The sequence below is a fragment of the Pelagibius marinus genome, assembly GCF_014925385.1.
Classification (GTDB): domain Bacteria; phylum Pseudomonadota; class Alphaproteobacteria; order Kiloniellales; family Kiloniellaceae; genus Pelagibius; species Pelagibius marinus.
Genome location: NZ_JACSDK010000017.1, coordinates 123,084 through 136,825 on the forward strand (window position 1 = coordinate 123,084; position 13,742 = coordinate 136,825).

A 13,742-nucleotide genomic window follows, 5' to 3' on the forward strand; every position below is an offset into this window, starting at 1 on the left:
GAGCCGGATTTTCCAGGTGAGAGCCGGCGGGGGCCGCCGCAAACCAGCAATCTACCCGGTAACGAGCAATCTAGAGGAGAGCCGGAGTCAATGGCCACCCAACGTACCTTTTCGATCATCAAGCCGGACGCGACCAAGCGCAACATCACGGGCAAGATCGTCGACCGCCTTGAGGAAGCCGGCCTGCGCGTCATCGCCAGCAAGCGCATTCACATGACCCGCGAGCAGGCCGAGGGCTTCTACGCTGTGCACAAGGAGCGGCCCTTCTTCAACGACCTCTGCACCTTCATGACCTCCGGTCCGGTCGTGGTGCAGGTTCTGGAAGGCGAGGACGCCATCGCCAAGAACCGCGAAGTCATGGGCGCCACCAACCCGGCCGACGCCGCGCCGGGCACCATCCGCGCCGACTTCGCCGAGTCCATCGAGGCGAACTCCGTGCACGGCTCCGACGGCCCGGACACGGCGGCCCAGGAGATCAAGTTCTTCTTCAGTGACGACGAGATCGTGGGCTGAAGACGGCAGGAAATGTGCCCCGCAGCGAGGCACGGCTTGCGAGAGAGCGGGGCCTTTTGGCCCCGTTTTTTTTGTGCTTTCGACTCCTGGGGAACAAATGGCTGCTACCTGGCGTCTATAGGGATAAAGGCAGTGCAACCTGCTTTCGAGTGATCGAAAACAACGAAGGAGCACGAGCTATGCGAACCCTGAAGATCCTCACCGTCGCAGCCGTCGCGGCTCTGGCGGTTTCGCCGGCGGCTGTCGCCCAGCAGGCGAAGCCGTACTTCTTTACCGAACAGCAGCCCGGCGAGAAGCTCTCCGACAGCTATATCGGCGCCTCCGTCGTCGCTCGATCGTCCGAGGGGCTGGAGAACGTCGGCAAGGTGACCGATCTGCTCCTCAGCGACAGCAATAAGGTCGTCGGCGTGGTGGTCGACATCGGCGGTTTCCTGGGCGTGGGCGCAAAGCCCGTCGGCCTTTCCTGGACCGCCCTGAGCGAGGAGCAGTCCGATGGTGAACTGCTGCTGCTCACCAACATGACGCGGGAGGAACTGGAAGCAGCCCCGGCGTTCAAGACCATCGCCGAAAAACAGGTCGAGCAGGACCGGAAGATGATGGAAGAGAAGGTGATCAGGGAAGAACCCACGCCGCCGACGCCGCAGCAGGTCCAGTAGCGGCCCGCGGTTGTGCTCGGGGCGCGGCAGAGACTAAGGGTGCTCCGTCATGGAGCATCCATTCTTCTCCGGGACCAACTTCCGGAGCGGAAGCCCGGACGAGGCACGCGGTTGCGGGGCCCGGCGATCAGCGATCAAGGGGGTGCGATGAGCAATGCAGTATTCGTCTTATCTGCCCTGCTCTGCGTCGCCGGGGCCGGCGGAGTCCTCGCCCAGGAAAAGCCGGCGGACGACACGACGAAGCTGGCCGAGGAGATCATCGACTGCGCGAGCCTGGACAGCAATGCAAGGCGGCTCGCCTGCTACGACGAAGTGGCCGCGCCCCTGCTCGGGGTTGAGGGGGCCTCCGAGGAGAGCGATGTCCCAGCGGCGATTCACAAATTCACGGGTAAGGACAACTGGAACTCAGATGTCCTGGAACTCACCTCGCCCTGGCGCCTGGTCTGGCAGAACAAGGGCAGTCTGCTCACCGTGGAACTGCATACGTCCCAAGGCGAACTGGTCGAAGTCGTCGGCAACCAGATTGGCGAAGGCGGGGGCCGCTCGACAGTTATCGGGCCCGGTAGCTACCGGCTGGCCGTGCGTGGGCTCGGCGGCTGGCAAGTCCAGCTCGTCACCGAAGAGGATTAGGGGAAGACCGGGCCGCCGTCGGCAGCCGGTATAGCAGCTACAGCAAGAAGAGCGCCATCAGGGCCAGGGTGATGACCACCAGGCCCGTGGAGATCGTGATGAAGCGCACGAAGCCCTTCCAGATCTGCTGATGTTCGCGAAGCAATTGATCGTCCGACATATGTGAAAGCCCTGCTCGTTACTTGCTGACTGCGACCACCCTTGGAACCCCAGCGGAACGCGGGTTGGACGCGCGATTGGTTTGCTTGCGGTTTCTTCTAGCCTGAGACGCTGTAGCGGGCAAGTCCCGGAGTCTGCCGCTCAAGCCTCCGCCGGCGGGTTGAAGATCCGGGCGGAAGGGTCGAATTTCCCGGATATCTCGGCCTTGCCGCCCTGAAAGCGCACCTTGCCCTCGGCCACCAGCCGCAGGCAGGCGGGGTAGAGCCGGTGTTCGGCCGTCAGCACCCGGGCGGCCAGGCTGTCCGGGTCGTCGCCGGGCAGCACCGGCACCGCGGCCTGGCCGATGATGGGGCCGCCGTCCACCTCCTCGTTCACGTAGTGCACGCTGCAGCCGTGCAGCCGTACCCCGGCCGCCAGGGCCCTGGCATGGGTGTCGAGGCCGGGAAAGAGCGGCAGCAGGGAAGGGTGGATGTTGATCATGCGGCCCTGCCAGTGGCGCACGAAGCCGGCGCTGACCACCCGCATGAAGCCGGCCAGGCAGAGCAGTTCCACCCCCGCCGCCTCCAGCGCCGCCGTCACCGCGGTCTCGAAGGCTTCCCGGCCGTCGAAGCCCTTGTGGTCGATGGTCTCGGCCGCGACGCCCGCCGCCCGCGCGTGGTCGAGGCCGCCGGCCCCCGGACGGTTGGAGATCACCGTGACGATCTGCGCCGGGAATCCCGGTGTCGCGCAGGCGTCCAGCAGCGATTTCAGGTTGCTGCCGCGCCCGGAGATGAGGACGCCGACTTTCAAGCTCTTGTCCTCATTGAGGCCAGGTCGCCTCCAGGTTCCGGATGGTGACCTGGCCGCCCTCGCCGTGGTGGGCGGTGATGTGGCCGATGCCGAAGACCGTTTCGCCGGCCTCCTCGAAGGCGGCGCGCACGGCCTCGGCCTGTCCGGGATCGACCACCACGGCCATGCCAACGCCGCAGTTGAAGGTGCGCACCATCTCCTGCGGGGCGATGCCGCCGAACTCCGCCAGCCAGCGGAAGACCTCCGGCACCGGCCAGGTGATGCCGTCCAGGACCACACCCAGCCCCTCGGGGATGACCCGCGGCAGGTTCTCCAGGAAGCCGCCGCCGGTAATGTGGGCCAGGGCCTTCACGCCCCGGCCGCCGTCCGCGGCGGTCTCCAATGCCGCCAGGCAGCTCTTCACGTAGATGCGGGTCGGCGCCAGCAGGGCCTCGCCCAGGCTCAGCTCCGGCGCGAAGGGCGCCGGCTGGGCGTAATCGAGGCCCAGGGTCTCGACCACCCGGCGGACCAGGGAAAAACCGTTGGAGTGCAGGCCGGAAGAGGCGAGGCCGAGGACCACGTCGCCGGCCGCCACGCTGGCGCCGGTCAGCACCCGGTCGCGCTCCACCGCGCCCACGGCGAAGCCGGCCAGGTCGTAGTCGCCGGCGGCGTAAAGCCCGGGCATCTCGGCGGTCTCACCGCCGATCAGGGCGCAGCCGGCCTGACGGCAGCCCTCGGCGATGCCTTCGACGATGGCGGTGCCGGCGGCAACCTCCAGGTGTCCGGTCGCGTAGTAATCCAGGAAGAAGAGAGGCTCAGCGCCCTGCACCACAAGGTCGTTGACGCACATGGCCACCAGGTCGATCCCTACGGTGCCATGGCGTTCGGCGGCGATGGCGATCTTCAGTTTGGTGCCGACGCCGTCGTTGGCGGCCACCAGCAGTGGGTCGCGGAAGCCGGCCGCCTTGAGGTCGAAGAAGCCCCCGAAGCCGCCCAGGCCCGCGTCCGCCCCGCTGCGCGCGGTCGAGCGGGCCAGCGGCTTGATGGCCTCCACCAGCGCGTTGCCGGCATCGATGTCGACGCCCGCATCCTTGTAGCTCAGCTGGTTGTCACGCGAATTCCGGCTTGTTATGGCGTCCTCCGGTCACATGAGGTATTTAAGACATGAGGCTTTTCAGCCCGCTTTGCCGGGCGAAGATAGAGAATCCGGGACGGTTTGCAATGTGGTTTCGCCGGCTGAGCGGCGTTCGAGTGCTGGCCCTGGCCCTGGTGGCCTGCGGGGGCCTGTCCCTGGCACTGGCGGGGGCGCTGCTGCTGGGCGCGGATAGCGCCCACGCCCAGGGCGCCAGCGACATCTTCACGGTGCGCAACGTGCCGGTGGACGAGACCGCCGGAACCGCGGCCGAGGCCCGCCAGGTGGCCCTGGCGGTGGGCCAGCGCCGGGCTTTCCGCCGGCTGCTGCGGCGCCTGGTGCCGGAGAACCAGCTGGGCCTGGTGCCGGAGCCCGATTCCAACCTGCTGCAGTATTATGTGCTCGATTTCTCGGTGGCCGACGAGCGCACCTCCGCGGTGCGCTACCTTGCCGATCTGACCTTCCGCTTCAACGGGGCGGAGGTGCGCAAGCTGCTGCGCAGCAACAACGTCGCCTTCGCCGAAACCCGCAGCAAGCCGGTGGTGGTGCTGCCGGTCTTCGAGAGCCCCGACACCGAGGCGACGCTCTGGCAGTACCCCAATCCCTGGCGCGATGTCTGGTCGTTGCGGCCGGGGGACGACGGTCTGGTGCCCCTGCCGGTACCCTTGGGCGACATCGGCGATATCGCGGCCATCGATGCGCAGCGTGCCCTGGCAGCCGACCCTGAGGCGCTGCGCGCGATCGCGGCCCTCTACGGCGCCGAGGACGTTCTGGTCGCCGAAGCCAGCCTGAGCGGCGACCCGGAGGCCGGCTCCGCGGTGCTGACGGTGGTGACCAACCGTTACAGCGACGGCACCAACACGGCGGTGCTGCGCGACAAGGTGGTGCAGGTGACCGGTGAGCCCTACGACGGTTTCCTGACCCGCGCCGCAGACCGCATCGACAACGCCGTCCAGGAAGCCTGGAAGCAGCAGAACCTGCTGCAGTTCGGCAGCGAGCGCTCGATTGTGGTCTACGTGCCGCTGGACGGCCTCGACGATTGGCTGAACGTGCGCCGGCGCCTGCACGGTGTCGCCGCGATCCAGCAGACCGGCGTCACCACGCTGACCCGCTACGAGGCGCAGCTGGAAATCACCTTCTTCGGCGACGAGCAGCGCCTGAGCCGGGCGCTGGCGCAGCGCGATCTGTTACTGGCGCTGCGCCCGGACAGCAATTGGGAGCTGATGTTGGCCGAAAAGCGCGACAGGCTGATGTCCGAGCCGCAGCCGGCCCTTGACGGACAGAGCATCTTCCCGGCACCCGCGCCGCAATGAACGATCAGGAATCGCAAGGGCAGGATCCGCAGGGGCGGGGGGCGCAAGCGCAGGAGAGCCAGGGCCGCGTGCTGGCGCATGTGCCGACGGCCAGCCAGCTGCGCTTCTGGCTGGTCCTGCTGGTCGTCACGCTGATCTGCGTCTACCTGCTGCGCAGCGTGCTGCTGCCCTTCGTGGCCGGCATGGCCGTCGCCTATCTGCTGGACCCGATCTGCGACCGCCTGGAGAAGTGGAAGCTGTCGCGCACCTGGGCGACCTCCATCGTTACCGTCTGCTTCGTTCTGATCTGCATCCTGGTATTGCTGCTGGTGATCCCGGCCGTGGTCAGCCAGATCGCCACCCTGATCGAGCGGGCGCCGGACTACCTGGCCGCCATCCAGCGGGAGGTCGCAGTCCTGGTCGAGATGCTGCGCGACCGCATAGATGCCGGCACCGAAGAGAAGATCAGGTCGGTGCTGGGCGGCTCGGCCGACAGGATCTTCGCCTGGGTGACGGAGGTGCTGGGCGGCATCATTTCCGGCGGCGTCGCCTTCTTCAACTTCGTTGCGCTGATGGTGATCACTCCGGTTGTGACCTTCTATCTGCTGCGCGACTGGGACCGCATGGTCGCCAAGGCCGACGACTGGCTGCCGCGCAAGCACCAGGAGACGATCCGGCGCCTGGCGCTGGAGGTGGACGAGACCCTGGCGGGCTTCCTGCGCGGGCAGGGCATGGTCTGTTTGTCTCTAGCCGTTTTCTATGCCGTCGGCCTGACCCTGGCCGGCCTCGACTTCGGCCTGGTGGTGGGGCTCATCGCCGGCTTCCTGTCGTTCATCCCCTACGTCGGCTCGCTGGTCGGGCTGGTGCTCTCCGTCGGGCTGGCGCTGGCGCAGTTCGACAACCTGCTGTCGGTGGGCGTCGTCGCCGTCGTCTTCTTCATCGGCCAGGGCATCGAAGGCAACGTGCTGACCCCCAAGCTGGTCGGCGAGAAGGTCGGCCTGCACCCCGTCTGGGTGATGTTCGCGCTGCTGGCCGGCGGCGCGCTCTTCGGTTTCGTCGGCGTATTGCTGGCGGTGCCGGTCGCCGCCATCGTCGGTGTGGGCGTCCGCTTCGCACTCTCTCAGTACCGCCTCAGCGCCTACTACACAGGCCATGCCCCTGGCGATGACGGGGGGCCGCAGGACGCGGCGCAGAACGGCGGGCAGGACGCCACGCCGTGACGTCGCCCGCGCAGCTTCCCCTAGACCTCGGCCACCGCCCGGCCCTGGCGCGCGAAGACTTCCTGGTCGCGCCGAGCAACGAGGTGGCGGTCGCCTGGATCGACCGCTGGCCGGACTGGCCGGCGGGCGCGCTGGCCCTCTTCGGGCCGCCGGGCAGCGGCAAGACGCATCTCTGCCAGGTTTGGCGCCAGGCATCCGGCGCCATCCAGATCGACGCCGAGATGCTGCGCCGTGACGAGCCGGCAGCCTATCTGGGCGATGCCGAGGGAGGCGTAGGCGCCTGCGTGGTGGAAGACGTCGCCGGCTGCTTGGCCGCGGAGCCGGAGGTCGCGCGGCGCCTGCTGCACCTCTACAACATGATGCTGGAGCGGCGCGGCTTCCTGCTGTTGTCGGACCGCCAAGCGCCGGCCCGCTGGGACTGTCCACTGGCCGACCTGCGCTCGCGTTTGTCGGGCATGCAGGCCGTCGCCCTGGGCGAGCCGGACGACGCCCTGATCGAAGTGGTGCTGGTGAAGCTCTTCGCCGACCGCCAGATCGCGGTCAGCGCCGAGGTGGTGCGCTTCGTGAGCGCGCGCATCGAGCGCTCCTTCGCGGCGGCGCGGCGCGTGGTGGCGGCAATCGACCGGACCGCGCTGGCCCGGCAGCGGCAGATCACCATACCGCTGGCGCGGTCGGTGCTGCAGGAGATCGATGCTTCACAGGAAGCGGAAGACCTGAACTAGGGAGGTAGGGAATGGATCTGGGGATCAAGGGGCGCAAGGCGCTGGTCTGTGCGGCGAGCAAGGGGCTGGGGCGCGCCTGCGCCCTGCAGCTCGCCACGGAAGGCGTCGACGTGACCATCGTGGCGCGCACGCCCGAGCCGCTGGAGAAGACGGCGGAGGAGATCCGCAGCGCGACGGGCGTGACCGTCAACGCCGTCGCCACGGACATCACCACGCCGGAGGGGCGCCAACTCGCGCTGGCCGCCTGTCCGCAGCCCGACATCCTGGTCAACAACGCCGGCGGGCCGCCGCCGGGCGACTTTCGAGACTGGGACCGCGACGACTGGATCAAGGCGCTGGACGCCAACATGCTGACGCCCATCGAGCTGATCAAGGCGACGGTGGACGGCATGATGGAGCGCCGCTTCGGGCGCATCGTCAACATCACCTCCGGCGCGGTGAAGGCGCCCATCGACATCCTGGGTCTCTCCAACGGCGCGCGCGCCGGCCTTACCGGCTTCGTGGCGGGCGTGGCGCGCAAGACGGTGATCAACAACGTCACCATCAACAATCTTCTGCCGGGCCCCTTCGACACCGACCGCCTGCGCCAGACGATCAAGGCGGTGGCCGACAAGTCCGGCCGCTCCACGGAGGAGGTGGCCAAGGAGCGCGCGGCGGGCAACCCGACCGGGCGCTTCGGCGACCCGGTGGAGTTCGGCGAAGCCTGCGCCTTCCTGTGCAGCGCTCACGCCGGCTACATCACCGGTCAGAATCTGCTGATCGACGGCGGCGCCTTTCCGGGAACACTTTAGCGCCCAATTTCTGTCACAAGCTGTGACGGAAGTTGGGTCAATTTTGACCATTCCGGGGCGCCGAGGGAGGACCACGGCGCCCCTTCCCGTAGCACCGATCTCACCAACGCTTTTAGGCAGCTTTGGAAGGATCGGAAAATGTCCAGGAAGTTCGTGCTGGCGCTTACTGCGCTATTCATCCTGACCGCAACGCCGGCGCTCGCCGACGACTATCGTCACGATCGCGGCAGCCGTTGGAGCGGTGATCATTACCGCGGCGAGGGCAGGCATCACAAACACATGAAGCATCATCGGGCGAAGCGACACGACCGCCGGGTGGTCTGGCACAGCGGCCGCCACTGGGTACCGCCCGGTCACCGCAAGCACCGCCACAAGGCGGTCGTGCACAAACATCATCACGATTATCAGCGCGGAGGCCACAAGCATCGCCATGGCTATCGGCGCCACCGCGACGACGACTGGGCGCTCTATGCGATCCTGGCGCTGCAGATCGTGGACGTGCTGAACGAAAGCCAGCGCGACCACGTGGTCTGGGCGCAGCGACGTGCCTACAGCGTGCCCCTGGGCGACACCATCCAGTGGAATGACGGCGGCGCTTCCGGCAGCGTGGTGCCGACGCGCGACGGCAGGGACGCCGCGGGACGCTACTGCCGGGAGTTCCAGCAGCAGATCGTGATCGGCCAGCGCCGGCAGTCCGGCTATGGGGTGGCCTGCCGGCAGCCCGACGGCGCCTGGGAGGTCATCTCCTAGGCCCGAGGCCATGGCTTTGTGGTATGCTTGGGTGAGTTGCGGGCCTTCCCGCAGACCGCGAGGCTCTGTCGGGAAGGCCCTGGCTCATGGGGCTGGGTAGGGATCACCCACGGGCCGGCACCTGTGTAGCCAAAACGATTCTACGGTGCTTTGATGTACATCAAAGCTGCGGGCGGTGCGCCGGCCCCCGTCGCAAGGCTTGCCAAGTCCTTGGCCTAGCTACATATAGCAGTAATATTTTGGTATCCATGGCTGTGGTATGAGGGCCTCGCCCTGGGGGTGCCTGCTGGCCCCGCAGCCGGACCGGAGAGTGAAAAAGTGGAAGAAAGCAAGGTTGTCGCGCTGGAAGTGGAACCGCTGGAGCAGGAGTCCGACCTGCCCGCCGGGGCAGAGGTGGCCGCGATCGACCTGTCGTCCTCCGAGCGCTTCATCAACCGTGAGATCTCCTGGCTCGCTTTCAACGAGCGGGTCCTGGAGGAAGCCTACAACGCCAACCACCCGCTGCTGGAGCGCCTGCGCTTCCTTTCCATTTCCGCCAGCAACCTGGATGAATTCTTCATGGTGCGCGTGGCCGGTCTGCGCGGTCAGCTACGCGCAGGGGTGAAGACACCCTCACCGGAGGGCCTGTCTCCCGGCCAGCAGCTGACGGCGATCAACGAGCGGGTCGCCAAGCTGATGCGCTGGCAACAGGAGAAGTGGCTGGACTTGATCGGCGAGCTCGAGGAGGCCGGCCTCACGGTGGTCAATGCCGATCAGGTGACCGGCAAGGAGCGGCGCTGGCTGGACCAGTATTTCACCGATCATCTTTACCCGGTGCTTTCGCCCATCGCCATCGACCCGGCGCATCCTTTTCCCTTCATCCCGAACCGCGGCCTGTCGATCGTGGTGGAGTTGCTGCGCGACGATGCCGAGTCTCAGATCAACGGCCTCATTCCCATCCCGACCCTGGTCGAGCGCTTCATCCGCCTGCCGGGTGACAAGGCGCGCTTCATCCGCCTCGAGGAATTGCTGCGGCTCTACTTCGATGAGCTCTTCCCGGGTTTTGAGGTGAAATCCAGCGGCTTCTTCCGGGTGCTGCGCGACAGCGATCTGGAAGTGGAGGAAGAGGCTGAGGATCTGGTACGTGTCTTCGAAAGCGCCCTGAAGCGCCGCCGCCGCGGGTCGGTGATCCGGCTGACGGTCGATGCGGATATGCAGCCGGCGCTGCTGGACTTCGTGGTCCGCGAGCTCCAGGTCGAGCCGGAGAACGTCTTTCCGCTGGACGGTATGCTGGGCCTTTCCGACACCAGCGAGCTAATTATGGACGACCGCCCCGACCTGGTGTTCGCCCCTTACAATCCGCGCTTCCCGGAGCGCATTCGCGACTTCGGCGGCGACAGCTTCGCAGCCATCCGCGCCAAGGACCTGGCAGTTCACCATCCCTACGAGAGCTTCGACGTGGTGGTGCAGTTCCTGCGCCAGGCGGCAAACGACCCGGCGGTGATCGCCATCAAGCAGACGCTGTACCGCACCTCGGAAGACTCGCCCATCGTGAAGGCCCTGGCGGAGGCGGCCGAGGCCGGCAAGTCGGTGACCGCGCTGGTCGAGCTGAAGGCGCGCTTCGACGAGGAGCGCAATATCCGCTGGGCGCGGAACCTGGAGCGTGCCGGCGTGCAGGTCATCTACGGCTTCCTGGAGCTGAAGACCCACGCCAAGATCTCGCTGGTGGCGCGGCGCGAGAAGGAGTCGATCCGTACCTACGTGCACTACGGCACTGGCAACTACCACCCCATCACCGCGCGGATCTACACCGACATCTCCTTCTTTTCCTGCGATCCGGTGCTGGCGCGCGACGCCACGCGCCTGTTCAACTACATGACGGGCTACGCGACGCCGAAGGCCATGGAGAAGATCGCCTTCGCGCCGCTGACCCTGCGCCAGACGCTCCTGAAGCTGATCAATGGCGAGATCGCCCACGCCAAGGCCGGCCGTCCGGCGGCCATCTGGGCCAAGCTGAATTCCCTGGTCGATCCGGAGATCATCGACGCCCTCTACAAGGCTTCCAAGGCCGGCGTTTCCATCGACCTGGTGATTCGCGGGATCTGCTGCCTGAGGCCCGGCGTCCCGGGGCTTTCCGACAATATCCGGGTGAAGAGCATCATCGGCCGCTTCCTGGAGCACAGCCGAATCGTTTGCTTCGGTAACGGCAAGCCGCTACCGTCCAGGGACGCCAAGGTCTTTATTTCCTCGGCGGACTGGATGCCCCGCAATCTGGACCGCCGGATCGAGACTTTGGTGCCGATCGAGAACGCCACGGTTCACCAGCAAGTCCTCGACCAGATCATGATCGCCAACTTCAACGACGAAGCGCAGAGCTGGATCCTGGAACCGGAAGGGACCTACCGGCGGGTGCGCTGCACGGCGAAGTCCTTCAGCGCGCATACCTACTTCATGACGAACCCCAGCCTGTCCGGGCGTGGCTCGGCTCTGAAGAAGTCGAAGAAAGCGCCCCGGTTGGTTCTCAAGAAATCCTGACAATCGTATGAATGCCCGGCATCAGGCGGCAGTCGTCTCCCTGGCAAAGGGGAACGCCCGCGATCAGCGCGTCGCCGTTATCGATATCGGCTCGAACTCCATTCGTCTCGTGGTATTCGACGGCCTGAAGCGCGCGCCGGCGACTGTCTTCAATGAGAAGGTGCTCTGCGGACTGGGGCGCGGGCTGAAGTCCAGTGGCCGCCTGAGCCCGGAGGGCGTTGAATTGGCCGTGCCCAACCTGTTGCGCTTCACGGCGCTGGCGCGGGCCATGGGCGTGGGCCGCATCGACCTGATCGCCACCGCTGCGGTGCGCGAGGCCGAGGACGGCCCCGCCTTCCGCCAGGCGGTGGAGGAGCAGTGCGGTCATCCGATCCGCGTGTTGAGCGGCGAGGAGGAGGCCGAGCTTTCCGCCCTCGGCGTGATCGCCGGCAACCCGGCCGCCGACGGCATCATGGGTGACCTCGGCGGCGGCAGCCTGGAACTGGTGGAGGTGACCGATGGTAAGGTCGGCCGCTCGACCACCCTGGGCCTCGGGCCACTGCGGCTGATGGAGAGCTGCGGCGACGACCGGGGCAAGATGCGCGGCGTCATCGACAAGGCATTCTCGAAAGTCGATTGGCTGAACGCCGGAAAGGACCGGACCTTTTATCCGGTGGGCGGCGCCTGGCGCAATCTGGCGCGACTGCACATGGAGCAGAGCCGCCATCCGCTGCACGCCATCCACGAGCACACCATCAGCAGTGCCGAGGCCATCAAGCTGGCGCGGCTGCTGGCCCGGCAGGGCAAGTCCTCGCTTGCCGGTCTCCAGTACATATCGCGCCGGCGGCGCGAAACCTTGCCCCTGGGCGCTCTGGTCCTGGCCCGCCTGCTACGCAAGCTGCAGAGCAAGGAGGTGGTCTTCTCGACCTATGGCGTTCGCGAGGGCTACCTCTTCAATCAGCTTCCGAAGGAGGTGCGACGGCAGGATCCGCTGCTGGTCGCGGCGGCGGAGATGGCGGAGCGGGAAGGCCGTTTCGGCGATGTCGGCGAGGCCATGATGAAATGGTGCGATGCGCTGTTTCCGGAGGAAAGCGACGAGGAGCGCCGCCTGCGGCTGGCCGCCTGCTACGTTTCCGACCTGGCCTGGCGCGAGCATCCGGACTTCCGCGCCGTACAGGCCCTGCGCCGCATCCTGCATTCGCCGCTGGTCGGCATCGACCATCCCGGCCGCGCCTTCCTCGCCTATACCGTCTTCCTGCGTTACGGCGCGCCGGCGGATGCGAAAGACGCGCGGCAGACGATCGCACTGCTTGACGAGCGCTGGCGGGAGCGGGCGATCCTGCTGGGCCTTGCCCTGCGCCTGGCTTACCGGGTCTCGGCGGCGACGCGCTGGGTGCTGGACCACAGTGGTCTCAGCGTCGACGGCAAGGTGCTGGAGTTGAGGCTGCCGGACGACGGCTCGGTGCCGGACGGCGAGGCGGTGCAGCGCCGCCTCAAGACCCTGGCCCAGGCCGGCCAGTTCGAGGAAACCAGGATCGTCGTTTAGCCGGGGAACGGCGGTCAGCGCACCTCGATCTCGCGCTCGATCTCGAAAACGGTGACCCTTCCGCTGTCGGCTTCCCGTTCCACCCGATAGAGACCACGATAGGTGCCGGCCGGCCAGGCCGACCTGGTGAGCTTGCGCCCGACCCAGCGGGTCAGGACGGCACGGTTGCGCTCCAGCACCTCGTCCTTCTGGAAGAAGACCTTCCCCTCGGGCGAAAGGATGGTCAGCTTCTGGATGTCGCCTTGGCGCAGGCCCCAGGCGCCGGCGTAGAAGATCAGGACCGGGGACTTGGCGGAGAGCGGGCCGGGTTCCTCGATGCCTTCCAGCACCTCGCGATGGGTCGTGGTGCGGCCCAGGAAGCCGGCCGAGAGCAGGCCGCCGACGCGGTAGGGAAGCTGAGCCTGCGCGGCCGGCGACCAGAGGCTCTGTGCCGCCTTGCCGCAGGCCGCCGAGGGCTCCAGGCCGGTGAAGGGATCCAGCAGCTTGTTACGGTAGGTCACGGCAAAGTGGACGTGAGGGAAGTCGCTGTTGCCGGAGAGACCGATGAGGCCCAGCTTCTGGCCGCGCTCCACGCGGTCGCCGCGTTTCACCGCGACCGTGCCCTTCCTCATGTGGGCGTAGGTGGTGATCCAGCCGCCGCCGTGCTTGATGGCAACCCAGTTGCCGTTGCGTTCCTGGCGGGTCTTGCCCGGCCCGGTGTCCTGCATCAGCAGGTCGGGCTGGCCGTCCTCGGCGATGAGCACCTCGCCGGCCGCGGCGGCGACCACCGCGACGCCTCGACGCATCTCGATCTGCGTCGGGATCCGGATGTCGATGCCGCGGTGGCCGTCGTAGGAGAGGCCGCCGCAGGTGTGGTCCTTCCAGCCGGGGCCGGGGTCGTAGTCGATGTAGTTCTGGACGTTGCAGACCTCGCCCATGCGGCAGTCGAGGGGCAGGTCGAAGCCGCCGCCGGGCGGCGCCGGGGTTTGGGCCGGAGCGGGGCCGGCGAGCAGGGCGCCGGCGAGAAGCCCCACGAGGTGAAGGGAGGCAAGACGAAGGGGACCGCGCACCCGCTGGATCAGGCGGCCCAT

14 protein-coding genes are annotated in these 13,742 nt (G+C 67.1%); 10 read left to right on the top strand and 4 right to left on the bottom strand.

Translation table 11 applies throughout. The annotated features are described in order from the left end of the window. The first annotated feature begins 90 nt into the window (after window positions 1-90). The 3 genes from ndk to H7X47_RS21675 all read left to right on the top strand — a co-directional run bounded on the left by ndk (window position 91) and on the right by H7X47_RS21675 (window position 1,799). Window positions 91-513 (top strand): nucleoside-diphosphate kinase, encoded by a 423-nt coding sequence (gene ndk, locus H7X47_RS21665; protein ID WP_193370850.1) that lies wholly within the window; start codon window positions 91-93, stop codon window positions 511-513. A 179-nt stretch (window positions 514-692) separates the two neighbouring features. After that, window positions 693-1,169: a PRC-barrel domain-containing protein gene (locus tag H7X47_RS21670; protein ID WP_193370851.1), complete on the top strand. Its 477-nt coding sequence runs from the start codon at window positions 693-695 to the stop codon at window positions 1,167-1,169. A gap of 147 nt (window positions 1,170-1,316) precedes the next feature. After that, a complete protein-coding gene (locus tag H7X47_RS21675) occupies window positions 1,317-1,799 on the top strand; it encodes a hypothetical protein (RefSeq protein ID WP_193370852.1) in 483 nt (160 codons plus the stop codon). A gap of 37 nt (window positions 1,800-1,836) precedes the next feature. Here the strand turns inward: H7X47_RS21675 and H7X47_RS21680 are convergent, their stop codons facing one another. From H7X47_RS21680 to purM, 3 genes are all read right to left on the bottom strand, one after another. Continuing rightward, entirely contained in the window at window positions 1,837-1,959 is a 123-nt protein-coding gene (locus tag H7X47_RS21680; RefSeq protein ID WP_193370853.1) for an aa3-type cytochrome c oxidase subunit IV, read from the bottom strand. A gap of 140 nt (window positions 1,960-2,099) precedes the next feature. Next, window positions 2,100-2,747: a phosphoribosylglycinamide formyltransferase gene (purN, locus tag H7X47_RS21685; RefSeq protein ID WP_193370854.1), complete on the bottom strand. Its 648-nt coding sequence runs from the start codon at window positions 2,745-2,747 to the stop codon at window positions 2,100-2,102. A gap of 10 nt (window positions 2,748-2,757) precedes the next feature. Next, window positions 2,758-3,828: a phosphoribosylformylglycinamidine cyclo-ligase gene (gene purM, locus H7X47_RS21690; RefSeq protein ID WP_227010700.1), complete on the bottom strand. Its 1,071-nt coding sequence runs from the start codon at window positions 3,826-3,828 to the stop codon at window positions 2,758-2,760. A gap of 119 nt (window positions 3,829-3,947) precedes the next feature. On the opposite strand from purM, the gene H7X47_RS21695 reads away from it, so the two are divergent. The 7 genes from H7X47_RS21695 to H7X47_RS21725 all read left to right on the top strand — a co-directional run bounded on the left by H7X47_RS21695 (window position 3,948) and on the right by H7X47_RS21725 (window position 12,672). Further along, complete coding sequence (locus H7X47_RS21695; protein WP_193370855.1) at window positions 3,948-5,171, top strand: DUF2066 domain-containing protein; 1,224 nt, start codon at window positions 3,948-3,950, stop codon at window positions 5,169-5,171. Then, window positions 5,168-6,370: an AI-2E family transporter gene (locus tag H7X47_RS21700; RefSeq protein ID WP_193370856.1), complete on the top strand. Its 1,203-nt coding sequence runs from the start codon at window positions 5,168-5,170 to the stop codon at window positions 6,368-6,370. Before H7X47_RS21695 ends, H7X47_RS21700 begins: the two co-directional genes overlap by 4 nt. Next, on the top strand, window positions 6,367-7,092 hold the full coding sequence (locus H7X47_RS21705; RefSeq protein ID WP_193370857.1) for an HdaA/DnaA family protein: 726 nt from the start codon (window positions 6,367-6,369) through the stop codon (window positions 7,090-7,092). Before H7X47_RS21700 ends, H7X47_RS21705 begins: the two co-directional genes overlap by 4 nt. Before the next feature lie 11 nt (window positions 7,093-7,103). Then, the gene (locus tag H7X47_RS21710; RefSeq protein ID WP_193370858.1) at window positions 7,104-7,883 is read left to right on the top strand and encodes an SDR family oxidoreductase; all 780 of its coding nucleotides are present in this window, start codon (window positions 7,104-7,106) and stop codon (window positions 7,881-7,883) included. A 138-nt stretch (window positions 7,884-8,021) separates the two neighbouring features. Beyond that, entirely contained in the window at window positions 8,022-8,633 is a 612-nt protein-coding gene (locus tag H7X47_RS21715) for an RT0821/Lpp0805 family surface protein (RefSeq protein WP_193370859.1), read from the top strand. A 357-nt stretch (window positions 8,634-8,990) separates the two neighbouring features. After that, entirely contained in the window at window positions 8,991-11,147 is a 2,157-nt protein-coding gene (locus H7X47_RS21720) for an RNA degradosome polyphosphate kinase (RefSeq protein WP_437126588.1), read from the top strand. Between the two features lie 7 nt (window positions 11,148-11,154). Further along, window positions 11,155-12,672, top strand: coding sequence for a Ppx/GppA family phosphatase (locus tag H7X47_RS21725; protein WP_193370861.1), 1,518 nt, complete (start codon window positions 11,155-11,157; stop codon window positions 12,670-12,672). 14 nt (window positions 12,673-12,686) lie between these two features. On the opposite strand, the gene H7X47_RS21730 is transcribed toward H7X47_RS21725, so the two are convergent. Then, on the bottom strand, window positions 12,687-13,742 hold the full coding sequence (locus tag H7X47_RS21730) for a M23 family metallopeptidase (RefSeq protein ID WP_193370862.1): 1,056 nt from the start codon (window positions 13,740-13,742) through the stop codon (window positions 12,687-12,689).